Here is a 24,114-nt window from a genome sequence, read left to right as displayed (position 1 = left end):
CGTACCGCGCGGGGGCGCACCGCCCGGGCCATGCACGCGGCCGCCGCCGCGCTGCTGGTGCTCGCGCTCGGCGCGGTCGTGGTGCGCGGGGTCGCCGAGCCGAGGGTCGCGCTGGCGTTCTCCGCGCTGATCGCGCTCGGCGAATGCGTCAGGATCACCCTTCCGGGCGATCGGGAGCAGGCGCCTATCGGCGCGGCCGGTGCGCTGGCGTACGCCCTGCTCGGGCCGCTGCGCGGGGTGCCGACCGCGCACGGCACGCTCCAGGTCGTCGCGGTGACCGGCGTCGGCCTGCTGCTGGGCTGGCTGCCCGGCCTCGCCCTGCCGCACGGACCGGCGCGCCCGCACCGGCGCCCGCCCTGGGCCGACCCGGCCCGCCGGGACAGCGCCGCCCGCCGGCTGCTCGCGGTCGGCTTCGCCGCGGCCGTCTTCCAGCCGCTCTACAACGGCGGCCTGGTCGACCGCTTCTCGCCCGAGGGCCCGGCCTACGGGGCGTTCCTGACCGCCGTCGCCGCGCTGGCCGCGCTCTGCGACGCCACCCTGGCGGCGCTGCTGCGCGCCTCGGCCACCGGGCTGCGCCTCCCGGCCGCGCTGGAGGACGAGCTGCGCTCGCTGTTCGGGATCGGCTCGGCGATCGTCGCCACCGGGATGCTGGTCAGCCTCGCGGCCGGCGAGGTCGGGCTGTGGGCGCTGCCGCTGTTCTGCACCCCGCTGCTGCTCGCCCAGATCTCCTTCCGGCGGGCCGCGGCGGTGCGGGCCACCACCGGGCAGACCATCGCAAGCCTGGCCCGGGCCACCGAAGTCGCCGGGTACACCCCGCACGGGCACGCGCGCCGGGTCGCGGACACGGCGTGCGCGCTCGGGCGCGAGCTGGGGCTGGGCACCCGCGAGCTCGCCCTGCTGGAGTATGCGGCGCTGATGCACGACGTCGGCCAGCTGTCCCTGGTCGAGCCGGTGCCGGACGGCGCCACCGCGCTGCTGCCCTGCGACGAGCAGCAGCGCATCGCCCGCCTGGGCAGCGAGGTGATCAGCCGTACCGGGGTGCCCCGGCAGGTGGCCGAGCAGGTCGCCCGACTGGCCGACCCCTGCCCCGGGCCGGTGGGCGGCGAGGGGCCGGTGCCGCTCGCCGCCCGGATCATCCGGGTCGCCAACGCCCACGACGACCTGCTCACCGCCGCCCGCGGCCGGGGCCTCGGCGAGGCGGTGGGGCGGCTGGAGGCGCTGGAGGTGCTGCGGCTGGGGCGCGGGCGGGTCTACGACGCCAGGGTGGTGGACGCGCTCGCCCGGGTCGGCGGGCAGGGGCGCGGCTGAACCGGGGCCGGGGCGTGGCGGGCCGTTCGGGGCAGGGCTGAAGCGGGGCCGAACCGGGGCTGAACCGGGGTCGAGGCGTGGCGGGCCGGTCGAGGAGCGACGTCAGGGGTTGAGGAGGCGCGCCGCGGCGGGCAGGCTGGGGAGGGGCGGTCCCCAACCTCGGCGGTGGGGAGCGCGGGCGGGGGCGGGCGTGGTTGGATGCGGTCGTAGCGTGGAACACCGACCCGGAGCACCGGGACCCGGGCCCCGTCGAGGACGGGACGGGCCCGGCGGTACGGGACTTGAGCGGACGACGACGGCAGGGACGAACGTGAGGATCTTCCACCGGGCACGGCACCGGCCGTCCGCCACCTGGCGGCAGACGACCGACCGGGCCTTCACGCTGATCGGCGACGGCCGCTACGAGGACGCCGGCGCCCTGCTGGTGATGGCCGCCGACCTGGAGCCGTGGCTCTCCGACTCCTGGTTCAACCTCGCCCTGCTGCACAAGTTCCGCCGCGACTGGGAACAGGCCCGCTCGGCCGGCCTGCGCGCCGTCGCCCTGCTGGACCGCGAGCACGGCGCCCCCGACTGGTGGAACCTCGGCATCACCGCCACCGCCCTCCAGGACTGGCCGCTGGCCCGCCGCGCCTGGCAGGCCTACGGGCTGAAGGTGCCCGGCGGCCCCGGCGGGGACGGCCCGGTCAGCCTGGACCTCGGCACCACCCCGGTGCGGCTGTCCCCGGACGGCGAGTCCGAGGTGGTGTGGGGCCGGCGCCTGGACCCGGCCCGGATCGAGGTGCTGTCCATCCCGCTGCCCTCCTCCGGCCGGCGCTGGGGCGAGGTGGTGCTGCACGACGGCGCCCCGCACGGCGAGCGGGTCACCGAGGGCGTCGCCTACCCCGTCTTCGACGAGATCGAGCTGTGGGCGCCCTCCCCGGTGCCGACCTACGTGGTGCTGCTGCAGGCCGCCACCGCCGGTGACCGGGACGCGCTGGAGCGGCTGGTCGCCGAGGCCGGGTACGCGGCCGAGGACTGGACCTCCTCGGTGCGGCTGCTGTGCCGCGCCTGCTCGGAGAGCCGGATGGCCTCCGACGACGGGGTCGTCGCCCACCACGACCCCCACGACGACGGCGACGCCGCCCACCCCGGCCACCTCAGCCACCTCAGCCAGGGCGGCGCGGCCGGGATGTCCTGGCTGGTCGAGCGCGAGTGCGGGCTGGCCGCCCCGGCGCACCTGGTCCGCACGCTGCTGGACCGCTGGGTCGCGGCCGCCCCCGGGACCCGGGCTTACCGGGATCTCGAAGAAGTGTGCTGAGTACCCTGGTGAGGTACGCGTAGACCTATGGAAGCGGAAGACATGGCGGAGCAGCACGACCACGAGCACGAGCACGACGTGGAGGGGGCGGCGCCCGAGGCCCCCGCGAAGGTGATCGGTGAGGAGCCCGACCTCTCCAAGGGCACCGCGCGCCCGATCACCGTGGTCGGCAATCCCGTCCTGCACCGCGAGGTCAAGGACGTCACCGTGTTCGACGCCGAACTGTCCACGCTGATCGAAGACATGTTCCAGTCGATGTACGCCGCCGAGGGCGTGGGCCTGGCCGCGAACCAGATCGGTGTCGACCTCAAGGTCTTCGTCTACGACTGCCCGGACGACGAGGGCGTGCGCCACATCGGCCACGTGATCAACCCCAAGCTGGAGGAGTACCCGGCCGACCGTCGCCGGGAGCTCGACGACAGCAACGAGGGCTGCCTGTCCGTCCCCACCGCCTACGCCGAGCTGCCGCGCCCGGACTACGCGGCCGTGACCGGCGTCGACAAGGACGGTCAGCCGATCCGGGTGGAGGGCACCGGCTTCTTCGCCCGCTGCCTGCTGCACGAGACCGACCACCTGTACGGCACCCTCTACATCGACAAGCTGTCGAAGCGGGACCGCAAGGACGCCCTGAAGCAGATGGCCGAGGGCACCCCGAAGTACGCGACGGTGCCGAACGTGTAAGGCTTGAAGGCGAGTTGAGGGCCGGTCCGGGCGATGCCCGGGCCGGCCCTCGCCCGTTTGTATCCGCCGGGTTTCAGTGAGCGCTCGGTCCGCCGTCGAAACGCTCCGCGCGGCCGGTGCGCCCGGTATCTGCCGTATCGTTCCCTTGTCCGCCGCCGTGCGAAGTGGAGCCCGCCGCCCGTGTCCTCGCCCGTACCGCCCCCGCGCCCCGTCCGCGTGCTGCTGGTGGAGGACGACGACCTGATGCGCCGCTCCTTCACCGTCGCGCTGGAGCGCTACGGCTACGAGCTGCGGGCCGCGGCCGACGGCCTCACCGGGCTGGAGCTGTTCCGGGACGAGCCGTTCGACCTGCTGATCCTGGACGTGATGCTGCCCGGCCTGGACGGGATCGGCCTGTGCCGCAGGGTCCGGGAGACCAGCCTGGTGCCGGTGCTGATGATGTCCGCGCGCGGCGACGGGCTCGACGTCGTCGCCGGGCTGGAGGCCGGGGCGGACGACTACGTGGTCAAGCCGGTCGACACGTTCGTGCTGGTCGCGCGCATCCGCTCGCTGCTGCGGCGCGCGACGTACACCGCTGCCGCCGCGCCCTCGCCCGGGGAGGCCGACGGGGAGGTGCTGGTCTTCGGGGACCTGGCCGTCGACACCGCCGGCATGGAGGTGTCCGTCGGCGGGCAGCCGGTGGCGCTGACCCCGACCGAGCTCAAGCTGCTGTTGGAGTTCGCCGCCCGCCCGGGCGTGGTGCTGGAGCGGCACACCCTGCTGCGCAACGTCTGGGAGTACGGCTGGGACGGCGACAGCCGGGTCGTCGACCTGTGCGTGCAGCGGCTGCGCCGCAAGCTCGGGAGGGAGCGGATCGAGACGGTCCGCGGCTTCGGCTACAAGCTCAGGCGCTGATCGTGCCGCTCGGATTCCCCCGGCGCCGGGCCTCGCTGCGCTGGAAGATCGCCGCGCTGGCCGCCGCCACCGCCTGCCTGGTCGCGGTGGCGGTCGGCGTGCTGGTGCACCTGTGGACCGCGCAGGACATCCGCGGCCGGGCCGAGGCGCGGGCCTTCAACGGGGTGTACTCGGCGATGGACGTCTACCGGCGCACGGGCACCCTGGCCGACGGCGCCGAGCTGGACCCGGCGGAACTGCCCGCCGGGCTGCGCCGGCCGGCCGACGGCGCCCGGCACACCGCCTACGACGGGCGGGTCGTGGGCAACGACGGGCCGAGCGTCTGGGCCGCCCAGCGGACCGGCGGGCCGGGCAGCCCGCTGCTGGCCGTCCGGATCAACATGGGCCCGGAGCTGTCCGACCTGCCCCGGCTGGACGTGGCGATGGGGGTCGCCTCGCTGCTCGCACTGGCGGTGGCCGTGCCGCTGGCCGGGTACGGGGCCGGGCTGCTCGCCCGTCGGCTGGGACGGGTCGCCGAGACGGCGGGGCGGATCTCCGCCGGGGACCTCGACGCCCGCACCGGGCCGACCGGCGGGCACGACGAGGTGGCGGAGATCGCGGCGACGGTGGACGCGATGGCCGACAGCCTGGGCCGACGGCTGCGCACCGAACGGCAGTTCACGGCCGATGTGGCGCACGAGTTGCGCACCCCGGTGGGCGGGCTGCTGGCTGCCGTCGACCTGCTGCCGGAGGGCGAGGCCGAGGACCTGATCCGGGCGCGGGTGCGGGATCTGCGGGCACTGGTCGAGGACCTGCTGGAGATCTCCCGGCTGGACGCCGGGGCGGAGCGGCCGGTGCGCGCCCGGGTGCCGCTCGGGGAGGTGGTCCGGGAGGCGGTGACGCGGACCGGGTGCGAGGCCGAGGTCTCGGTGGGGACGGTGGCGTCGGTGGAGACGGATCCGCGGCGGCTGGAGCGGATCGTCGGGAACCTGGTCGTCAACGCGCACCGGCACGGGGCCGCGCCGGTGCTGGTCGGCGTCGAGGGCCGTACCGTCGTCGTGCGCGACCACGGCCCCGGCTTCCCGGCGGACCTGCTGCGGCACGGCCCGCGCCGCTTCCGGACCGGGGCCGCGGAACGGGGCTCGGGGCACGGGCTGGGGCTGACCATCGCGGTGGGGCAGGCCCGGGTGCTCGGCGCGGAGTTGAGCTTCGCCAACGCCGGGGACGGCGGGGCGGTGGCCACGCTGCGGCTGCCGGACTGACCGGTGCGGGCCGCTGCCGGGCCGGCCTGAAGCGGGGTTGACCGGTGCGGGCCGCCCGCCGGGCCGCCGCCGGGTTGACCGGTCCGGACTGCTACCGGACTGCTGCCGACTGGCGCGGGCGCTGATACACGGCGGGCCGGGGCGCTGATACACGGCTCGGACACCATCCGAAGTGCACTGATTCGCATGCCGGATGGGAGACCCCCTCGTGATCGCCACTTCGCTCGCCCCGCACACGACGCCGGGGATCGCCGCCGCCACCGCCGACCTGACGAAGGTCTACGGCGGCGGCGACACCCGGGTCACCGCGCTGGACCGGGTCAGCCTCGCCTTCCGGGAGGGCGAGTTCACCGCGATCATGGGGCCGTCCGGCTGCGGCAAGTCCACCCTGATGCACTGCGCCGCCGGGCTCGACACCCCCACCTCGGGGTCCGTACGGATCGGCACCACCGAGCTGGGCGCCCTCGGCGACCGGCAGCTCACCCAACTGCGGCGGGACCGGGTCGGGTTCATCTTCCAGGCGTTCAACCTGCTGCCCACGCTGACCGCGCTGGAGAACATCACGCTCCCGCTGTCGCTGGCCGGGCGGCGGCCGGACCGGCAGTGGCTGGACCGGGTGGTGTCGATGGTCGGCCTCTCCCCGCGCCTCGGCCACCGGCCGGCCGAGCTGTCCGGCGGGCAACAGCAGCGCGTCGCGGTGGCCCGGGCGCTGGTCACGCGCCCCGCGATCGTGTTCGGCGACGAGCCGACCGGCAACCTGGACTCCCGGGCCGGGGGCGAGGTGCTCGGCTTCCTGCGGGACTCCGTACGGGAGTTGGGGCAGACGGTGGTCATGGTGACGCACGACCCGGTGGCCGCCGGGTACGCGGACCGGGTGGTGTTCCTGGCGGACGGACGGCTGGTCGACGAGATGGCGCACCCGACGCCGGACCGGGTGCTGGACGTCATGAAGACCCTCGCGGGCTGAAACCACTCCTCCTTCCGAAAGCTGCTCATGCTGACCACAGCCCTGCGCAACGTGCTGGCGCACAAAGCGCGTCTGTTGATGACCGTCCTCGCGGTCTGCCTCGGTGTCGCCTTCGTCTCCGGAACCCTGGTCTTCGCGGACTCGACCGCCGCCGCGTACCGGGCCGCCGCGTCGAAGAACTTCGCCGACGTCGCGGTGAGCGTCACCGCCAAGGAGTCCCCCACCGCCCCCGAGCAGCCGAACGTGCTGACGGACGCGCTCGCACGCCGGTTGGCAGACGTGCCCGGGGTGGCGGCGGTACGGCCCTCCGCCGACGGGAGTGCCGTGCTGAACTCGGCCGACGGCACGCCGCTGCGGGTCAGGCAGGGGACGAACCTGGCGTCCGCGTACGACCCGGGGCGGTACCCGCTGGTCGAGGGGCGCGCCCCCGCCGCCGAGGGCGAGATCGCCGTCGACCGGGGGACGGCGGACGCGGGCCGCTTCCACCCGGGCGACACGGTCACGCTGGCCACGGACGGCCCGGCGTTCACGGCCCGCCTGGTCGGCGTGGTGACCACCCGGGACACCCGGGTCACGGCCGGCGGCACCCTCACCCTGTTCGACCGGGCCACCGCACAGCAGCTGTTCGCAACTCCCGGTCACTACACCGGCCTTGAGATCGCGGCCGGGTCGGGGGCCGACCAGTACGAGCTGGCGCGGCGGATCGAGGGGCTGCTCCCGGCCGGCCGGGCCGAGGTCACCACCGGGCAGGCGCAGGCCGCCCAACAGGCGATCTACGTCGGCACGTTGACCCGGGGCTACCAGAAGATGCCGCTGGTCTTCGCGGGGGTGGCGCTGTTCATCGGCTCGTTCCTGGTGGTCAACACCTTCACCATGCTGGTCTCCCGGCGGCGGCGGGAGATCGCCCTGCTGCGGGCGGTCGGCGCGACCCGGCGCCAGGTGGTGCGCTCGCTGCTGGCCGAGGCCGTGGTGATCGGCGTCGTCGCGTCGGCGGTGGGGTTCGTGCTCGGGCTCGGTGTCGCGGCCGTGCTGCCGGACCTGCTGAGCGGGGACGGGAACCGGCTGCCGACGGGCCCACTGGTGATCGGGGCCCGGCCGGTGGCGGCGGTGCTGTTCGTCGGGGTGGGGGTGACGGTGCCGGCCGCATGGCTCCCCTCGCGCCGGGCGGCGCGGATCGCGCCGATCGAGGCGCTGCGTTCGGCCGGGCAGCCGGACGGGCGGTCGCGGCCGCGTACGGTCGTCGGGGCGGGGCTGCTGGTGCTCGGGGTCGGCCTGCTGGTCTCGCTGGCGGGCTCGGCGAAGGACGCCTCGGAGGAGAACCTGCGCAGTGCGATGCTCGGTTGCGGGGTCCTGGTCGTCGCCCTGGTCGTGCTGGCGCCGGCGCTCGCCGTTCCCGTGATCCGGGTGACCGGGCGCCTGACCCGCCGGTTCGGGATCACCGGCCACCTGGCCCGGGAGAACGCGCTGCGCGACCCCCGGCGGACGGCGGCGACCGCCGCCACCCTGCTGATCAGTACGGCGCTGGTCAGCGGCCTCGCCACGATCGGCAGCTCCACCGGGCGGGCGCTCGACCGGCAGGTGGCGGCCGGCCTCGGGGCCGACTACGTGATCAGCACCGGCAGCACCATGACCGGCATCGACCCGGCGGCCGTCCAGCGGCTGGCCGGTGCCCCGGGGGTGCGGACGGCGAGTGCGGTCGCGGACTCCACGATGGTGGTCGGCGGCCGGGTCCGGGAGGTCTCCGGCGTCGATCCGGCCGGGGTCGGGCAGGTCATGAAGCTCGACTTCGTCAGTGGCTCGCTCAAGGACCTCGGGCCCGGCCGGATCGCCGTCTCCGACAGCGTCGCCCGGGAGACCCGGGTGGGCACGGGCGGGCAGCTCAAGGCCCGGATGGGCCGGGGCGAGGAGTTCACCGGGTACACCGTGGTGGGCGTCTACCGGGACAACCCGACCGCCCACGACGTGCTCGGCGCCCGGGACGAGGTGCAGCGCGGCAGCTTCAAGCCCGGCTCCGTGCAGCGGGTGCTGGTCAAGGGCGATGGCGCGACGGAGGGCGGGCTGCGGACGGCGGTGGGCGACAACCCGCTGCTCAAGGTGCAGGACCGGGCCGCCCTGGTGCGCCAGTCCGCCGGGACGATGAGCGATCTGCTGACCCTGATGTACGGGCTGCTCGCGATCGGGGTGGTGATCTCGGCTCTCGGCATCGTGAACACCCTGGCCATGTCGGTCGCCGAGCGGACGCGGGAGATCGGCGCGCTGCGGACGCTCGGCATGGAGCGGGCCGGCATCCGTCGGATGATCCGTCTGGAGGCCGTGACGGTGGCCGCGTTCGGCACACTGCTGGGCCTGGCGGGCGGAGTGTTCGGCGCCTGGGCGGTCGGGGCGCTGGCGGGTGGCGCGATGGCGCAGTACGCGCTGGTGTTGCCGTGGGGGACGCTCGCCCTGGTGTGCCTGGCCTCCCTGGCGCTCGGCGCGGTCGCGGCGGCCGTCCCGGCCCGTCGGGCGGCGGCGCTGAGCCCGCTGGAGGCCGTCGCGGAGGCGTGAGCGACTCGCCTGCCCCACGTCCGGCGTGGGGCAGGCGGCTGTTCAGCCGGTGATGAGGAGCCACGCCGGGCCGTAGGTGAAGCCTGGATGCGGGTCGGAGTCCATGGTGTCGGGTGGTCGGTGAAGGGGCGTGGCCGGACGCGGTGTGCCAGGCCCGTACTGGTGACCCGTCAGTAGGACACCCGTATAGTCCAGGGTCTGACAATCAGTTCAATCACAAAATCGGGGTTTCCTTGACCAGCACCTCCATGAAGCGGCGCGGCGCGTTCCTGTTCGCGACTGCCGCCCTTGTCACCGTCGGCACCCTGGGCGGCACCGCCCAGGCCGTGCCCAACTCCGGCTCCCTTTGGGTCGGCTACGGCAAGAGCAACACGTATGCCAGCGTCAAGTGCGTCCAGGAGATCTCCAACGACCTGCAGTACCAGACCGGTTACCACGGGATCGCCGTGGACGGCTCGTTCGGCCCCGACACCTACGGGGCGATCGTGGCCATCCAGGCGTGGGCGAGCCTGCAGCAGGACGGCGTCGTCGGCCCGAGGACCGGCGACGTCATGGTCGAGGCCACCAAGGACTACTACGGTTGCTACCCCTACCTGCCCACTCTCAAGTGACGTTCGGCGCTCGGCGCCGGTAGGCGTCGGTGTTGGTGGGCCCGGCCGGGAGGCCGGGCCCTTCGCGTAGGGCCCGCACCACGGCGGGGGCCGGCCGCGCCGCCGGAATCCTCGTCGCCGAGGACGTCATGCGGCCCTAGTCGCCATACTGGCAGGACCCGCCGCACTGGCAGGGCCCACCGCTCTGGCAGCCGCAGGAGCAGCCGGGGCCGCACTGGCAGCCCGAAGAGACCGTGCCTTCTGTTGAGTTCTCCATGGCAACTTCCTTCCGGGGATGCCCGGTTGAGCGGGCGGTGCGGCTTGATCGCCATGGTCGAGCTTGCCCGTAGCCGGAGTCGGTATGCCCACGTTCACGCGAAGGGGTCGTATCCGCTCGTTCGCGTTGACGGGTGGGTCCAGGTCGCGGGACTTCCCTCCCCGCCCGGCGTGGACGCCGGGCTCCGGCCGCTGCGGCGCGGATGACCGGGAGCGCCACGGCTGAGGTGTGCACGGGAAGTCGGCTGGGGCCGACTTCCCGCACACCGGGCCCGAACGCGGAAGGGTTACTTGACCGCGAGGATGTCGACCAGGCGGATGTCCGGGTCGGCGGCGAGGAGGTCCGGGCCGACCTGGGCGAGGGCGGCGGGGATGCGACCGGTCAGGTGGGCCTGGCGGCCCGCGTCGTCGGCGAAGGCGTCGAAGATGCCGAAGGTGGAGCCGTCGACCTGGAAGGCGTACCAGACCTGGGTGCCGGCCTCCTCGGCGGCGATGGCGCGGGCGGTGTCCAGCAGCGCCGCCACCTCGGACTCCTTGCCGGGCTTGGCGGTGAGCAGGGCCAGCACACCCAGCTTGAGCGTCATGTCGGTCTCCCTCGTACGTGTCGTGAAGCCCCTTGCGGGATGGGCCCCGTTCGGCCCGAATCACAAGCTACGGGGCCGAAAACCGACCCACGAGTGGCGGAAACGACGTGTCGGCTACCGTTTCCGACATGCAGATCGCCCTGGTGGCCGTCGACGGCATCTTCGACTCCGGACTCTCCGCCCTCCTCGACGTGCTCGGCACGGCGAACGCCGTACGCCTCCAGGGCGAGGAGACGCCGCCGTTCACGGTGACCGTGGTCGGGGCCGGCACCGAGGTGCGCACCGGCAACGGCCTCACCCTGGCGACCGTGCCCGCCGACGAACTGCCCCACCGGCCGGACCTGCTGCTGATGCCCGCGACCGGGTTCAAGACACCCGACGCGGTGCTGGCGGCCGTCCGCTCACCCGCCAACGCCTGGGCCACGGAACTCGGCGGCAGGCTGGCCGAGGCCGGCACCCCGGTCGGCGCCGCCTGCACGGGCACGTTCTTCCTGGCCGAGGCCGGCGCGCTCGACCAGCTGCGGGCCACCACCAGCTGGTGGCTGGGCCCGTTCTTCCGCACCCGCTACCCCGGGGTGCTGCTGGACGAGTCCCGCACCCTCGTCCAGGACGGCCGGGCGACCACCGCCGGCGCCGCCTTCGCCCACATCGACCTCGCGCTCTGGGTGGTGCGCCGCCACAGCCCGGAACTGGCGGACACGGTCGCCCGCTACCTGCTGATCGGCGACCGGCCCTCCCAGGCCGCGTTCGCCGTACCGACCCTGCTGGCCCAGGCCGACCCGACGATGGCCGCGTTCGAACGCTGGGTGCGCGCCCGGATCGCCGACCCGCCGCCGCTCACCGAGGCCGCCCGGGAACTGGGCGTCAGCGAACGGACCCTCCAGCGCACCGCCCAGGCCGTCCTCGGGATGACGCCGCTGGCCTTCGTCCAGGAAGTCCGGCTCGACCAGGCCACCTTCCTGCTGCGCACCACCCCGCTCAGCGCCGAGGCGATAGCGACCAGGGTCGGCTACCGCAACGTGGGCACCCTGCGCGCGCTGGTCCGGCGCAAGCGCGGCACCACGCTGGACGCGCTGCGCCAGGGCGGCTCGGGCGCGGACTGACGGGCCGCGGGCTCCGGGCATCCCCGCCCGGTGTGCACCACGGGCGGGGACAGGGCCGACCGCCTCAGCCGTGCGAGGCGGCGGGCGCGAGGACCGCCGTCAGCAGGCGGTTGGCGAGGGGGGTCGGGGCGCCGAAGTCGAGGCCCAGGTTGGAGACCGAGTACACGGCGTGGACGGACAGGTCGCGGGTGGCGAACATGCCGTTGGCGTAGCCGTCGTCGTGACCGGTCTTGCCCCAGAGCACGGCCCCGTTCGGCAGCGGGGTGGACATCAGGCCGGCGCCGAAGCAGGCCACCTGGTTGCAGGAGGTGCCGCCGACGAACGGGACGAGCTTGCCCGCGTCGTCCTTGGGCAGGGTGAACAGCTCGTTCTGCTGCGCGGCGGGCAGCAGGCCGCCCTGGAGCAGCGTGGTCAGGAAGTGGTCCAGGTCGGCGGTCGTGGAGATCATGTTGGACGGGTCGCCGCCCTGTTCGCTGGTGTCGACGGCCCGGCCGCGGTCGTCGGCCATGTAGCCGTGCAGGTAGGGGCGGGGCATCCGCGGGTCGTCCTCCGGCACCGAGGTCTGGCTCAGGTGCAGGGGCTCCAGGATGCGGGCGGTGACCTCGTCCTTGAAGGAGTCACCGGTGATCTGCTCGATGAGCTTGCCCGCAATGCGGAAGCCGAGGGAGTTGTACTCCTGCTTGCTCCCGGGCGCGAAGTGCGGGCCGGGCCACGGGCGGTCGTCCGGGCGCAGGGTGCCCTGGATGATCTCGTCGAAGGTGCGGTAGTCGTAGCGGTCGGCGATCGTCTCGTCGGCGCTCTCGGCGGGCTTGCCCTCGTCCACGTTCGGCAGACCGCTGGTGTAGTTGACGAGCTGGCGGACGGTGATCGGGTCGAAGGTGTCCGGGAGCAGGCCCGGCAGGTAGTGCTGGACGGTCTGGTCGAGGTCGATCCGCCCCTCGGCCGCGAGCTGCAGGACGACGGTGGTCTCGAACACCTTGGAGATGCTGCCGGCGTGGAAGTGCGCGTTCTCCGGGATCTTCCGGCCGGTCTGGCTGTCCACCGTGGACCCCTTCCACGACTGGCCCGGCTCGGCGACCAGGGCGACCGCGCCGGCGGCATTGTCGGAGGGCCGGGTCTCAAGGGCGGCCTGGAGCGCGGCGGGGTCCAGCGCCGGGAAGGCCGTCGCGGCGGTGGAGTTGCCGCCGCTCGCGGCGAAGGCCTGGGCACCCGACACGGCGGTGAGGCCGACGACGGCGGAACAGGCCAGACCGAGCGCGGCGGCACGACGGGCGAACGGCTTCATGTGGGGCACCCCGTGAGATCGATACGGCTGAGTGGGCCTCAGCGACGTCATCCATCCTGCTCGGCGGCAGGCCCGCCCGGTATCGGGACCAACCCCGATCCGCCCCTGACCCACCCCTGAGGGCACGTCAGGACTGCTACTGGCGTTCGAGCCGTCCCCGCCCGGCGTGAATGCCGGGCGGGGACGGTGAGTTCGGGTGGTGGCTCCACTGCTCCGGCAAAGTCGCGAGACCGCTGTCGGCAGGTGATGCGAGACTCGGCCCATGAAGCCCAATGATCCCAAGGATGACCTGCACCGTTACCTCAAGGCAGCCCGCCAAGCCGTCGTCTGGAAGCTGGACGGATTGTCCGAGTACGACATCCGCCGCCCCCTGACACCGACCGGCACCAATCTCCTCGGCCTCGTCAAACACCTCGCCAGCGTCGAGCTCGGGTACTTCGGCCCGACCTTCGGCCGCCCGCACAACGAATCCCTCCCCTGGCACGAGGAGGACGCCGAGCCCAACTCGGACATGTGGGCACCCGCCGACGAGTCGCGCGAGGACGTTCTCAGCCTCTACCACCGCGCCTGGGCGCACGCGGACGCGACGATCGAGGCGCTACCGCTCGACGCGATGGGCCACGTCGCCTGGTGGGGCGACAACGGAGACGTGACGCTTCAGCGGATCATGCTGCACATGACGGCCGAGACGAACCGGCACGCCGGCCACGCCGACATTGTCCGCGAGCTGATCGACGGCAAGGCCGGTATGCGGGAGGACAACGGCAACATGGATGGCGGCGACGAGGCCTGGTACCAGGACTACCGGAACCGACTGGAGGCGTCCGCCAAGGAGGCCCAGGCCAAGCAGCGCTGAGGTCGCCCCGACGCCGCCCCTGTGCGGCAGTAGTCCCAGCTCTGCGTCTCGGATTGGGAGGAGCACGGCTGACACGGTGCGCCGGAAGTCGGCAGGGTCGACTTCCGGCGCACCAGTGCCCTGTCCCGCCCGGCGTGAATGCCGGGCGGGGACGGGGGAGTTCAGAGCTGGTGGGTGGTGATGGTGATCGGGTGGGCGGTCCAGTCGGTCATGTCGCCGACGTAGAGGGTGACGCTCCAGCGGCCGCTGCGGGAGAGGCAGTGGGCGACGCCGTCGCCGCCGCCCGGGCCGATGCAGAGGCGGATGAAGTCCCGGTGGGCCGCGCGGATCGGGCGCCGGCGGACGTGGTCCCACAGCACGGGCAGCGCGTGGTCGAGGCTCGGGAACACGGTGGGCAGCATGATGCCGGTGATCCGTGCCTGGACGGCGCTCATGCGGCGGCCGCCTCGGAGCCGGTGGAGAGGTGGAACCAGACGAACTTGCCGATGCCGCCCCGGCGCGGGCAGCACCCCCACTCGGAGGCCAGTTCCCGGACGAGGAGCAGGCCCCGGCCGGTCTCGGAGGTGGTGGAGGCGGTTCGGAGCGAGGGCTTCTCGCTGTCGGCGTCGTGCACCTCGATGCGGAGGGTGGTGGGGGAGGGGAGCTGGAGGCGGACGAAGATCAGGCGGTCGCGCGGGGCGCGGGCGTGCTGGACGGCGTTGGTGACCAGCTCGGAGAGGAGCAACTCGCCGGTGGGGAGGAGGGGTTCGGCGGCGGGGTGGGGGAGGAGGAACTCGCGGAGCTCCTGGCGGGCGTTGCGGGGGGACTTGGGGTGTCGGGGGAGCCAGCGGGTCTGTTCGCGCATGGCAGGGCCACCTCTGGAGTGTGCAGGTGAGAGCGGCTGGAGAAGGCATGGGGATGCCCGGTGAAAGCCCGCCATGATCACGATGTGTCGACTAGTGGACTACGGTAAGTAGCATGCGCCTCATGTCTTCTGGAGTGCAAGTCCATACTTTGGAACTGGTCAAAGATTGTTGTCCCGAGCGGAGGGCGGCAGACTGGCAGCGCACATACGGCTGGGAGGTCAACGCGTGCCCGTGAACAGGAATCCGACGGTTCGACAGCGACGGCTCGCTCGAACGCTCAAGGAGTTGCGGGTTGCTGCGCGGATGACGATGGTTCAGGCCGCCAGGCAGCTGGACTGCGCCGAGAGCAAGATCAGCCGGATCGAAGCCGCGCAGTCCGGTATCAGACTCGTGGACCTCAGGCTGCTGCTTGACCTCTACGGTGTGACGGACCATGCGGTGCGTAGCCGACTTGAGGAGTTGTCCCGGGAGGGACGCCTGCGCGGCTGGTGGGACAGGTATTCGGACGCGCTGTCGCCGCTCTACGCCGACTACATCTCGCTGGAGGCTGATGCCTCGGATGCCTACAGCGTGGAGACCTTCCTTGTCCCCGGGCTCCTGCAAACGGAGGACTACACCCGGGCTGTCGTTCGGGCGCAGATAGAGGACGCCAGCGTCGAGCAGGTTGAGCAACTGACGAAGGTCCGGCTGGAGCGGCGATCGGTCCTGACGCGCGAATCGCCGCTTCGGCTCTGGGTCGTGCTGTCGGAGTCCGTGTTGAAGCACCAGATCGGTGGGCGGGCGGTGATGAGAGAGCAGCTCGACTATCTGGTCGCCATGGCGGGCCGGCCCAATATCAACATCCAGGTGCTGCCGGAGGAATCGGATGTTCATGCGGCGCTGTTCGGTCCGCTCGTCATCCTGAGCTTCCCCGAGAGTACGGAGACGGACGTGGTGTACGTGGACAGTCTCCTCAGCACGCTCTACATCGAAGAGCCAGGCGAGGTCTTCAAGTACTCCAGCCTGTTCCGGCGGGGTCTGGCCGAGTCGCTGCCCCGCAAGGAGTCGATTGCGTTCATCGAGCGCATTGCGAAAGGAAATGACAGCGATGAGTAGCGTCCCCCAGGGTGCGGCCGTTGAGCTCATCTGGAGAAAATCATCGTTCTCAGGTGCGCAGAGCAACTGTGTGGAGATAGCCATAGGCGTGGTCGGGGTTGTGCCCGTCCGGGACTCGAAGGACCTGGGTGGGCCGGTTCTGCTCTTCCCGGCTGATGCCTGGGCGTCCTTCGTGGCCGGGGTCAAGTCCGGGGAGTTTCCGACCGACTGAAACAACAGGGGTGCCCCGCACGGGCTGTGGCCGTGCGGGGCACCCCTGTCTGTTTGCTCAGCTGAGGTTGTCGTACCAGAAGAAGATGGTCCTCAGAACCACGCCCGGGGCGCCGGCGCCGAAGCCGATGACCATGGACTGGCCTACAGCCACATCCGTGGGGTCGATGCCGTGGGACCACGTCACCTTGGCGTCCAGGCCGGGAATCGAGCGGCCGGGGGCGTACGATCTGTACGTGCCGCGCGCGTGGGCGATGAGCACCCCGTTGCGGCGCAGCTCCGCCCGGCGCAGGCTGGTGGACCGCAGCTCGTAGGTGCGGTCGCCGACCACGGCAGTGCGGGTGCGGGACTTCCGGCTCATCGGCACGTTGTGGCCGCCGATGTTCATCGCGCCGTGGTCGCGGTCGGGCACCACCGTGACGGTGGGCATCCCCGCCCCCTGCACCCGGGCCACGACGGACGGCCAGCGGTCATGACTGACCTGTATCGGCCCGAACGGGCCGTCGATCACACGCTGTTGGAGCTTGGGCATGTCTGGGCTACCCCCGTATACCGAGAACTGACAGCGGAGCTGCCGTGGGACGGCAGCTCCGCTGTCTTGCTGAACGCTGTTGACTTAGAAGTCGTCGTCGAAGGCGACGGTGCCCTCGACCGCGACCTGGTACGCCGACACGCGGCGCTCGAAGAAGTTGGTCAGCTCCTGCACGTTCTGGAGCTCCATGAACCCGAACGGGTTGGTGGACCCGTAGCGGATCGGCATCCCGAGCCGGGCCAGGCGCTGGTCCGCCACGGCCTCCAGGTACTGGCGCATGGAGTCGGTGTTCATGCCGGCGAGACCGTCACCGCACAGGTCCTGGGCGAACTGGAGCTCGGCCTCGACGGCCTCCTCCAGCATCTCGGTGACCTGCTTGGCCATCTCGTCGTCGAAGAGGTCGGGCTCCTCCTCGCGGACGGTGTCGACGACCGACATCGCGAAGTCCATGTGCATGGACTCGTCGCGGAACACCCAGTTGGTGCCGGTGGCCAGGCCGTGCAGCAGGCCGCGCGAGCGGAACCAGTACACGTACGCGAACGCGCCGTAGAAGAACAGACCCTCCACGCACGCCGCGAAGCAGATCAGGTTCAGGAGGAACGCGCGGCGGTCCTCCTTGGTCTGCAGCGAGTCGATGTGGTCGACGGCGTTCATGTACTTGAAGCAGAACTGGGCCTTCTGGTGGATGGAGGGGATGTTCTCCACCGCGGCGAAGGCCGCGTTGCGGTCCTCCGGGTCCGGAAGGTAGGTGTCCAGCAGTGTCAGGTAGAACTGGACGTGCACGGCCTCTTCGAACAGCTGCCGCGAGAGGTACAGCCGCGCCTCGGGCGAGTTGATGTGCTTGTAGAGGCTCAGCACGACGTTGTTGGCGACGATCGAGTCACCGGTCGCGAAGAAGGCGACCAGGCGGCCGATCAGGTGGCGCTCGCCCTCGCTGAGCTTCGCCAGGTCGGCGACGTCGGAGTGCAGGTCCACCTCCTCGACGGTCCAGGTGTTCTTGATCGCGTCGCGGTACCGGTCGTAGAACGACGGGTAGCGCATCGGGCGCAGGGTCAGCTCGAAGCCGGGGTCGAGCAGCATCTTGCGGTCGTCGGCAGTCATTACTGGCAGGCCTCGCAGGACTCGGGGTTCTCCAGGGAGCAGGCCAGTGCGGCTTCCTGCTCCGGGGTGAGGGCGGGGGTGCCGACGGGAATCGTGTCGGTCGGCACGGGCGCGGCGGCACGGGCGGTGCCGGAGGCGGCCTGGGCGATGCGGGTCGCCGGGCGCGAGCGCAGGTAGTAGGTGGTCTTGAGACCGACCTTCCACGCGTAGGCGTACATCGAGCTGAGCTTGCCGATGGTCGGCGCCGCCATGAAGAGGTTCAGCGACTGGCTCTGGTCCAGGTACGGCATGCGGGCCGCGGCCAGGTCGATCAGCGCGCGCTGCGGCAGCTCCCACGCGGTGCGGTAGAGCGACCGGACCTCGGCGGGCAGCCAACCCAGCTCCTGCACCGAGCCGTTGGCGTCGCGCAGCGAATCGCGGGTCTGCTGGTCCCAGACGCCGAGCTCCTTGAGCTCGCGCACCAGGTACGGGTTGACCTGGAGGAACTCGCCGGACAGGGTCTCGCGCTTGAACAGGTTGGACACCTGCGGCTCGATGCACTCGTACACGCCGGCGATGGAGGCGATGGTCGCGGTCGGGGCGATCGCGAGCAGCAGCGAGTTGCGCAGGCCGGTCTCGGCGATGCGGGCGCGCAGCGCCGTCCAGCGGTCGGCCCACTGGGGGGCGGCCGTCGGGAAGTGGTCGATGTGCAGTTCGCCGCGGGCGGCGCGGGTCTCGCCGTAGGCCTCGTGGCGGCCCAGCTGCTCGGCGAGGTCGGCGGAGCGCTCGTAGGCGGTGAGCATGATGCGCTCGGAGATCATCGTGGACAGCTGCTTCGCGACGGCGGAGTCGAAGTCGATCCGCAGCTTGAAGAAGACGTCCTGGAGGCCCATCACGCCGAGGCCGACCGGGCGCCAGCGGGAGTTGGACGTCCCGGCCTCGGTGGTCGGGTAGAAGTTGATGTCCACCACGCGGTCGAGGAAGGTGACGGCCGTGCGCACGGTGGCGTCGAGGCGCTCCCAGTCCATGGCGCCCAGCAGGTCGTCGGCGGAGGCGCCGGGGGCCACGTGGGCGCCGAGGTTGACGGAGCCGAGGTTGCAGACGGCGGTCTCGGAGTCGTCCGTGACCTCCAGGATCTCGGTGCACAGGTTGGAGGAGTGCACCGTGCGGCCCGGCAGCGCGGTCTGGTTGGCGGCGCGGTTGGAGGCGTCCTTGAAGGTCATCCAGCCGTTGCCGGTCTGCGCCAGGGTGCGCATCATGCGGGCGTAGAGGGTCTGCGCCGGGATGGTGCGGACGGCCTTGCCGGCCAGCTCGGCCTTGCGGTAGGCCTCGTCGAAGTCGGCGCCCCAGAGGTCGACCAGCTCGGGGACGTCGGCGGGGGAGAACAGCGACCAGTCGGCGTTGGCGTTCACCCGGCGCATGAACTCGTCCGGGATCCAGTGCGCCAGGTTGAGGTTGTGGGTACGCCGCGCCTCCTCACCGGTGTTGTCGCGGAGCTCCAGGAACTCCTCGATGTCGGCGTGCCAGGTCTCCAGGTAGACGCAGGCCGCGCCCTTGCGGCGGCCGCCCTGGTTGACGGCGGCGACCGAGGAGTCGAGGGTGCGCAGGAACGGCACGATGCCGTTGGACTTGCCGTTGGTGCCGCGGATCAGGCTGCCGCGCGAGCGGATGCGCGAGTAGGACAGGCCGATGCCGCCGGCGTGCTTGGAGAGGCGGGCGATCTGCGCGTAGCGGTTGTAGATCGAGTCCAGGTTGTCCAGCGGCGAGTCCAGCAGGTAGCAGCTGGACATCTGCGGGTGCCGGGTACCGGAGTTGAAGAGCGTCGGCGAGGAGGTCAGGTACTCCAGGCGGCTCATCAGGCCGTACAGCTCGGCGACCTCGCGCACGGACTGCTCGGAGTCGCCGACCGCCAGGCCGCAGGCGACGCGGAGCAGGAAGTGCTGCGGGGTCTCGATGACCTTGCGGGTGATCGGGTGGCGCAGCAGGTAGCGGGACTGGACGGTGCGCAGGCCGAAGTACTCGAAGCGGTCGTCGCCCGCGGTGTCGATCAGCGCGTCCAGGGCGGGGGCGTGCTTGGCGACGAAGGCGGCGGTGGTGTCGCCGATCAGGCCCTCGGCGTGGCCGACGGCGATCGAGGCGGAGAAGGAGACCGAGCCCTGACTGTTCGCCTCGTCGACGATCTCCAGGGCGAGCAGACGGGCCGCCAGCTTCGAGTACTGGGGGTCCTCGGCGATCATCGACGCGGCGGCGTCCACGGCCAGCCCGCGCAGCTCGGCGAAGTCCGAGCCGGCGTGGCGGCCGCGCAGCGCGGCGGCGGCGACATGGCCGGGGTCGACCTCGGGGAGGTCGGTGCTGCGGTCGGTGAGCACCCTCAGCAGCGCGCCCCCGGGGTCGGAGACCGTCGGGTCGGTGAAGGCGGTACCGGTGCCCTGAGCGGGCAGGGTGACTGAGGCAGCGGTGGTCAAGGCGCTCTCTCCTGGCGGCGATCGGCGGCGTGATCGGGGGGTACCGGACCGATCTGGGCAGGGGAGCACGGCGCGAACGCGGAAAGCGTCGCGCGAGGTGTCTCCCCGGCCCGCCCGCGAGGCCCGGAGGTGTGGTGCTGGTGCTTGTGCGGCCTCTGCGGGAGGGCCGTGGGCACGCTGTTCGGCAGGTACTCGGACTCGCGGTACGGCTGCTCCAGCCGTCCGCATACCGCTGCGGGGCAGTCCCGGACTCCCACCGGGTTCCCCTGCATCGACAGCAGAAGCGAGCATACATGTAGTGGTGTCTCCTCGATGCGACACCACATGTAGTGCGGCGTGGCGTGTTGGCGTGATGACCGGCGGTGCCCGGGCGGGTGACGGTTCGTGGTCGTCCGAGGGCCGGAGCGGCGCCCGGGGGGCGATGCGGCGGCGCCCCGGACGCCCCGGATCCGCGCGTCGGATGCCCCCGGATCCGCGCGTCGGGCGCCCCCGATCCGCGCGCCGCGCGTCCTGGTTTCGCCACGGAACGGTCACCGGGCCTAGGGGTGCTCAGGGGGATGCCCTACGATCTGGGCGCATGAGCGACGGAACTGGCGTACCTGGGCACGGGCCGCAGGGGACGCCTCCCGCCGGGCCGGGGGGCGCACAGAATCAGCAGCCGGCGGTACCGGGCCCGGTGCCGCCGCCGAGCGGCGGCTTCGGCCCGCCGCCGGCTTCCTACGGGCCGGTGGCGCCGCCCGGGCAGCCGTTCTCGCAGCCCGTCCCGCCGGTGCCCCAGCCGGCCCCGCCGATTGCCCAGCCGGTTCAGCCGGTTCAGCCGGTTCAGCCGGTTCAGCCGCCGGCCCCGCAGCCGCAGTGGCAGCAGCAGCCTCCCCAGCAGCCGGTTCCGCCGCAGCCCGGCCCGCCGCAGCCGGTTCCGCCGCAGCCCGGCCCGCCGCAGCTGGTTCCGCCGCAGCCCGGCCCGCCGCAGCGCGTCGAGCCGGACTGGGAGGCGTTGGCGAACCGCAACGAGGCCGCCGGCAAGCGCAAGCGCCGGGTGAAGGTCATCGGCATCGTGGCCGCCGTCGTCCTGGTGGGCGGCGCGGTCGCGGGCGGCGTGCTGCTCCTCGGCAAGAAGGACGACCCGAAGAAGGTCGGCGGCGGCGCGGTCTCCACCGCCTCGACCAAGCCGACCCCCGGCCCGTCGAGCGCGAGCGGGACCCCGGGCGGTCAGCCGGACGACCCGTCGAAGCCGATCTGGGAGGCCGCCACCGACCCGGCGCCGCAGGACGCGGGGGCGCTGTTCTCCGCCCTGCAGGTGACGATCAACGGCGCGACCTGGAACCGGACCGTGGTCTCGCTGGACCAGCCCTGCTGGGACGGCAACTCCACCACCGGCGGGCTCGGCAAGATCCTCGGCGACCAGGGCTGCCAGAAGGTGCTCCGGGCGACGTACGTCTCCGGCGACAGCGCGGTGACCGTCGGCGTGGCCGTCTTCGACCACAAGATCCAGGCCGAGACCGCGATGAAGAACTTCGCCGGTCAGCTCAAGGGCCTCCCCGCGGCGGGCGCGCCGGCGTTCTGCGCCAACCCCGGTTGCACCGGCACCCACGCCAGCCTGGGCCGGTACGCCTACTTCACCGTCGACGGCGCGGCGAAGGGCGGCAACACCTCCGACGCCACCGCGACCGCGGCATCCTCCGGGTTCGCCGAACACGTGAAGGGCCAGCTGCTCCAGCGGGCCAAGGCGGCGGGCACCGCCACGCCCGGTTCGCAGGGCACGTCGGCGGCCACCCCGACCGGCTGACCTGTCGTGACACCCCGGCGGCGGAGCCGTTCGCCGGGGCCGGGGGAGTGTGGCAGGCTCTCGTCGGAGTGAGTCGTACGCGTGTTCCGGTTGCGTCCGTGGGGGTCGGTACCGGCGAGCAACCGGAGGAGCGGTCGTGGCCCTGCCCAGAGCCCTGCGCGGCAAGTCGGCCGTCCTGGCCGCGGCCGGCACCGTGGTCGTCGCGGGCAGCCTCGTGCTGCTGGACCGCGACGACCGGAGCGTGGTCGAACAGCCCGTCCGGGTACCGGTGTCGGTCGGCGCCCCCGGCCGGACCCTGCCGCCGGACGTGGGCCGGGACCTGCTGGCCCGGGACCCGCAGGCCTCGCCGAACGCCCGCGCCGTCCAGCAGTTCCTCGCGGACCTGGAGGCCCAGGCCCGCACCGGGCACAGCGGCGGCACGGTGATCGGCCAGCACGTCGAGGCGCACAACGAGCGCGACAACCCCGGCTACGGCGACTACCGGGGCACCAAGCAGGTCGGCTACTACTACAAGAAGGCCGCCGACATCACCGGCCGGCTGCCCGGCTTCATGGAGACCGACCTCGGCCCCGGCTACGGCCAGAACGCCTGGGGCGTCGGCAACCCGCGCTCCTACTCGGCCGGCCGCTGGCCCACCTGCCGGGCCGGCTGGCAGTACACCGACGACGCCGTCGACCTGATGGCCGCCGTCTGGTCCGGCCACCCGCGCGCCGACGACGGCTCCTACGACAGCGCCGGCGTCCAGCACAACTGCGACGGCAGCACCACCGAACTGCCGGACAACGGCGGCGCCCCGGCCGGGATCGTCGGCATGTCCTTCCACGAGCCCTACCCCGGATCCGACGTCAAGTCCTTCGACCGGGTGCTCTGTTCGAAATCCCCGGCGGCCACCGACCCGGGCTGGTTCGGCCGGGTCGTGGACGCCGCGGGCGACACCCCGGAGTACCGCGCGCTGATCACCGACCTGTCCTACCTGGCCGACCACCTGGAGTACCTGGCCGCCCAGGACGTGCCGGTGCTGCTGCGTCCGTACCACGAGATGAACGTCAAGGACTGCTCCAGCCGGTTCTGGTGGGCGGGCCAGAAGCCGGCCGACTACCAGGCGCTGTGGCGGATCACCTACAAGTACCTGGTGGAGACCAGGGGCCTGCACAACCTGCTGTTCGCCTGGACGCCGGTGTCCTGGGACGGCGCCCCGGGGACGGACCCGTGGGACTACTACCCGGGCAGCCAGTACGTCGACGTGGTCGGGGTGGACGACTACAGCGGCAGCCCGGCGCACCCGATCGGCACCGGCGAGGTGTGGACCAAGCGCTACTACGACGGGCTCGCCGCCTACGGCAAGCCGCGGATGCTCGCCGAGTCCTTCGCCGTGCCCGTCAACTCCCGCCAGCCGGACACCCTGCGGCGCACCCCCTGGACGATCTGGACGGTCTGGGGACAGGCGCTCACCGCCGACAACCTGGCCCCGGACCAGCCGGGCAACTCCAGCGCGGACGTCAACGCCACCTACCACAGCCCGCTGGCGATCACCGGCGGCTCCGGCCAGTCCGGCGGAAGCATCGACTGGAGCGGGCTGCACGTCCGCTGAGCCGCCGGGATCCGTCGGCGGGATCCGTTGAACGGGCTGGATTCCGGGTCCGTTGCGCCGTGTGGCATCCTGTGGCGGCGAAACCGAGGGCGGGCGGACGGACGGTCGGAGAAGGCCGAAGGGGTGGGGGTGCGGGGATGACACAGACGCGTCCGATGCGTGGGGCCGGTGGCCTGGCGATCGGCTGGGGCGTGGTGCTGCTCGGCTGGGCGGCCTACAACTGCTTCGGGCAGGTCGGCTTCGCGACCTACCTCAAGGGCATCTTCTACTACGGCGGGACCTCGGTGGACGCCGAGACCGGAAGCCTCAACTACGGCCTGCTGTACCTGCTCTCGGGCCTCCTGCTGCTGCGCGGGCGCAACTGGGCGCTCGGCGTCGCGGCGGGCGTGGCCCTGGTCGAGGGCTACAACCGGGTGCGCAGCCTGACCGGTGCGCTGCTGGACAGGCCGCAGCGGGAGTGGTTCACCGGGACGACCGAGGGCGAGCTGAAGCTCGCGACCTTCGCGCTCGGCGTGGTCGTCACCGCGGCGCTGATCGTGCTGCTCGCCCGCTCCTCGTGGCGGGAGCGGCCGGAGGCCGCGTCGGCCGGGGTGCCCTGGCCGGTCATGCAGACCGCCCCGTCCGCACCGCAGCCCGCGCCGTACGGCCCGCCGCAGCCCGGATGGCAGCAGCAGCCGGCCCAGCCGGCGTGGTACCAGCAGCCGACCGCACCCCAGCAGCCCCAGCCCCAGCAGCCCCAGCCCCAGCCTCAGCAGCCCCAGCCCGGCGCATGGCCGCCGGCCCAGCCCCTGCCGCAGCAGGTGCCGCCGCCGGGTGGGTACGCCCAGCAGCCGCCGCCCCAGGCGGCTCCGGCGTACCAGCCGACCGTGGCCCAGCAGCAGTGG

The 24,114-nt window shown here is 72.6% G+C and carries 22 protein-coding genes and 1 riboswitch; of the genes, 15 read left to right on the top strand and 7 right to left on the bottom strand.

Annotation, left to right across the window (positions count from 1 at the left end):
* The 8 genes from BG452_RS06810 to BG452_RS06775 all read left to right on the top strand — a co-directional run.
* The coding region (locus tag BG452_RS06810) for an HD-GYP domain-containing protein (protein ID WP_411292892.1) at positions 1-1,308 on the top strand (1,308 nt) is incomplete at its 5' end.
* Positions 1,309-1,618: 310 nt separating this feature from the next.
* Entirely contained in the window at positions 1,619-2,605 is a 987-nt protein-coding gene (locus BG452_RS06805; protein WP_188303263.1) for a tetratricopeptide repeat protein, read from the top strand.
* Between the two features lie 27 nt (positions 2,606-2,632).
* Positions 2,633-3,286: a peptide deformylase gene (def, locus tag BG452_RS06800; protein ID WP_411292891.1), complete on the top strand. Its 654-nt coding sequence runs from the start codon at positions 2,633-2,635 to the stop codon at positions 3,284-3,286.
* A gap of 180 nt (positions 3,287-3,466) precedes the next feature.
* Positions 3,467-4,180 (top strand): two-component system response regulator CseB, encoded by a 714-nt coding sequence (gene cseB / locus BG452_RS06795; RefSeq protein WP_317620930.1) that lies wholly within the window; start codon positions 3,467-3,469, stop codon positions 4,178-4,180.
* A gap of 2 nt (positions 4,181-4,182) precedes the next feature.
* Positions 4,183-5,421, top strand: a complete 1,239-nt coding sequence (locus BG452_RS06790; RefSeq protein ID WP_188303261.1) for a sensor histidine kinase — start codon at positions 4,183-4,185, stop codon at positions 5,419-5,421.
* A 193-nt stretch (positions 5,422-5,614) separates the two neighbouring features.
* Entirely contained in the window at positions 5,615-6,388 is a 774-nt protein-coding gene (locus tag BG452_RS06785; protein ID WP_188303260.1) for an ABC transporter ATP-binding protein, read from the top strand.
* Positions 6,389-6,415: 27 nt separating this feature from the next.
* The gene (locus BG452_RS06780; RefSeq protein WP_188303259.1) at positions 6,416-8,932 is read left to right on the top strand and encodes an ABC transporter permease; all 2,517 of its coding nucleotides are present in this window, start codon (positions 6,416-6,418) and stop codon (positions 8,930-8,932) included.
* Between the two features lie 233 nt (positions 8,933-9,165).
* A complete protein-coding gene (locus tag BG452_RS06775; protein WP_223241857.1) occupies positions 9,166-9,543 on the top strand; it encodes a peptidoglycan-binding domain-containing protein in 378 nt (125 codons plus the stop codon).
* Between the two features lie 542 nt (positions 9,544-10,085).
* On the opposite strand, the gene BG452_RS06770 is transcribed toward BG452_RS06775, so the two are convergent.
* Complete coding sequence (locus BG452_RS06770; RefSeq protein WP_188303258.1) at positions 10,086-10,382, bottom strand: putative quinol monooxygenase; 297 nt, start codon at positions 10,380-10,382, stop codon at positions 10,086-10,088.
* A 128-nt stretch (positions 10,383-10,510) separates the two neighbouring features.
* On the opposite strand from BG452_RS06770, the gene BG452_RS06765 reads away from it, so the two are divergent.
* Entirely contained in the window at positions 10,511-11,485 is a 975-nt protein-coding gene (locus BG452_RS06765) for a GlxA family transcriptional regulator (RefSeq protein ID WP_188303257.1), read from the top strand.
* A gap of 64 nt (positions 11,486-11,549) precedes the next feature.
* Here BG452_RS06765 and BG452_RS06760 read toward each other — a convergent pair whose 3' ends face one another.
* The gene (locus BG452_RS06760) at positions 11,550-12,770 is read right to left on the bottom strand and encodes a serine hydrolase domain-containing protein (RefSeq protein ID WP_188303256.1); all 1,221 of its coding nucleotides are present in this window, start codon (positions 12,768-12,770) and stop codon (positions 11,550-11,552) included.
* Positions 12,771-13,032: 262 nt separating this feature from the next.
* On the opposite strand from BG452_RS06760, the gene BG452_RS06755 reads away from it, so the two are divergent.
* Complete coding sequence (locus BG452_RS06755) at positions 13,033-13,626, top strand: DinB family protein (RefSeq protein WP_188303255.1); 594 nt, start codon at positions 13,033-13,035, stop codon at positions 13,624-13,626.
* A 161-nt stretch (positions 13,627-13,787) separates the two neighbouring features.
* Here the strand turns inward: BG452_RS06755 and BG452_RS06750 are convergent, their stop codons facing one another.
* Positions 13,788-14,060, bottom strand: coding sequence for a hypothetical protein (locus tag BG452_RS06750; RefSeq protein WP_188303254.1), 273 nt, complete (start codon positions 14,058-14,060; stop codon positions 13,788-13,790).
* Positions 14,057-14,470: an ATP-binding protein gene (locus BG452_RS06745; protein ID WP_188303253.1), complete on the bottom strand. Its 414-nt coding sequence runs from the start codon at positions 14,468-14,470 to the stop codon at positions 14,057-14,059. Before BG452_RS06745 ends, BG452_RS06750 begins: the two co-directional genes overlap by 4 nt.
* Positions 14,471-14,696: 226 nt before the next feature.
* On the opposite strand from BG452_RS06745, the gene BG452_RS06740 reads away from it, so the two are divergent.
* On the top strand, positions 14,697-15,566 hold the full coding sequence (locus BG452_RS06740) for a helix-turn-helix domain-containing protein (protein WP_188303252.1): 870 nt from the start codon (positions 14,697-14,699) through the stop codon (positions 15,564-15,566).
* A complete protein-coding gene (locus BG452_RS06735; RefSeq protein ID WP_188303251.1) occupies positions 15,559-15,777 on the top strand; it encodes a DUF397 domain-containing protein in 219 nt (72 codons plus the stop codon). Before BG452_RS06740 ends, BG452_RS06735 begins: the two co-directional genes overlap by 8 nt.
* A gap of 57 nt (positions 15,778-15,834) precedes the next feature.
* On the opposite strand, the gene BG452_RS06730 is transcribed toward BG452_RS06735, so the two are convergent.
* From BG452_RS06730 to BG452_RS06720, 3 genes are all read right to left on the bottom strand, one after another.
* On the bottom strand, positions 15,835-16,206 hold the full coding sequence (locus tag BG452_RS06730; protein ID WP_188303250.1) for a hypothetical protein: 372 nt from the start codon (positions 16,204-16,206) through the stop codon (positions 15,835-15,837).
* A gap of 186 nt (positions 16,207-16,392) precedes the next feature.
* Complete coding sequence (locus BG452_RS06725; RefSeq protein WP_188303249.1) at positions 16,393-17,409, bottom strand: ribonucleotide-diphosphate reductase subunit beta; 1,017 nt, start codon at positions 17,407-17,409, stop codon at positions 16,393-16,395.
* Positions 17,409-19,829 (bottom strand): ribonucleoside-diphosphate reductase subunit alpha, encoded by a 2,421-nt coding sequence (locus tag BG452_RS06720; RefSeq protein WP_188303264.1) that lies wholly within the window; start codon positions 19,827-19,829, stop codon positions 17,409-17,411. Before BG452_RS06720 ends, BG452_RS06725 begins: the two co-directional genes overlap by 1 nt.
* 189 nt (positions 19,830-20,018) lie before the next feature.
* Positions 20,019-20,151: riboswitch (cobalamin riboswitch) on the bottom strand.
* 696 nt (positions 20,152-20,847) lie between these two features.
* Here BG452_RS06720 and BG452_RS06715 point away from each other — a divergent pair.
* The 3 genes from BG452_RS06715 to BG452_RS06705 all read left to right on the top strand — a co-directional run.
* Positions 20,848-21,639, top strand: a complete 792-nt coding sequence (locus BG452_RS06715; RefSeq protein WP_188303248.1) for a hypothetical protein — start codon at positions 20,848-20,850, stop codon at positions 21,637-21,639.
* Between the two features lie 136 nt (positions 21,640-21,775).
* Entirely contained in the window at positions 21,776-23,230 is a 1,455-nt protein-coding gene (locus BG452_RS06710; RefSeq protein ID WP_188303247.1) for a glycoside hydrolase family 26 protein, read from the top strand.
* Positions 23,231-23,367: 137 nt separating this feature from the next.
* Positions 23,368-24,114: hypothetical protein (locus tag BG452_RS06705; protein ID WP_262985981.1), on the top strand; the 747-nt coding region annotated here is incomplete at its 3' end.

The sequence above is a fragment of the Streptomyces sp. CBMA123 genome (assembly GCF_014596465.1).
In the GTDB taxonomy this organism is placed as follows: domain Bacteria; phylum Actinomycetota; class Actinomycetes; order Streptomycetales; family Streptomycetaceae; genus Kitasatospora.
This window is presented reverse-complemented; position numbering and strand designations above follow the sequence as displayed.

Excerpts from the sequence above, each read along its gene's own strand:
- def (WP_411292891.1), top strand. The coding sequence starts at position 2,633 with ATGGAAGCGGAAGACATGGCGGAGCAGCACGACCACGAGCACGAGCAC.
- BG452_RS06785 (WP_188303260.1), top strand. The coding sequence starts at position 5,615 with ATGGGAGACCCCCTCGTGATCGCCACTTCGCTCGCCCCGCACACGACG.
- BG452_RS06780 (WP_188303259.1), top strand. The coding sequence starts at position 6,416 with ATGCTGACCACAGCCCTGCGCAACGTGCTGGCGCACAAAGCGCGTCTG.
- BG452_RS06770 (WP_188303258.1), bottom strand. The coding sequence starts at position 10,382 with ATGACGCTCAAGCTGGGTGTGCTGGCCCTGCTCACCGCCAAGCCCGGC.
- BG452_RS06765 (WP_188303257.1), top strand. The coding sequence starts at position 10,511 with ATGCAGATCGCCCTGGTGGCCGTCGACGGCATCTTCGACTCCGGACTC.
- BG452_RS06760 (WP_188303256.1), bottom strand. The coding sequence starts at position 12,770 with ATGAAGCCGTTCGCCCGTCGTGCCGCCGCGCTCGGTCTGGCCTGTTCC.
- BG452_RS06755 (WP_188303255.1), top strand. The coding sequence starts at position 13,033 with ATGAAGCCCAATGATCCCAAGGATGACCTGCACCGTTACCTCAAGGCA.
- BG452_RS06750 (WP_188303254.1), bottom strand. The coding sequence starts at position 14,060 with ATGAGCGCCGTCCAGGCACGGATCACCGGCATCATGCTGCCCACCGTG.
- BG452_RS06745 (WP_188303253.1), bottom strand. The coding sequence starts at position 14,470 with ATGCGCGAACAGACCCGCTGGCTCCCCCGACACCCCAAGTCCCCCCGC.
- BG452_RS06735 (WP_188303251.1), top strand. The coding sequence starts at position 15,559 with ATGAGTAGCGTCCCCCAGGGTGCGGCCGTTGAGCTCATCTGGAGAAAA.
- BG452_RS06730 (WP_188303250.1), bottom strand. The coding sequence starts at position 16,206 with ATGCCCACCGTCACGGTGGTGCCCGACCGCGACCACGGCGCGATGAAC.
- BG452_RS06725 (WP_188303249.1), bottom strand. The coding sequence starts at position 17,409 with ATGACTGCCGACGACCGCAAGATGCTGCTCGACCCCGGCTTCGAGCTG.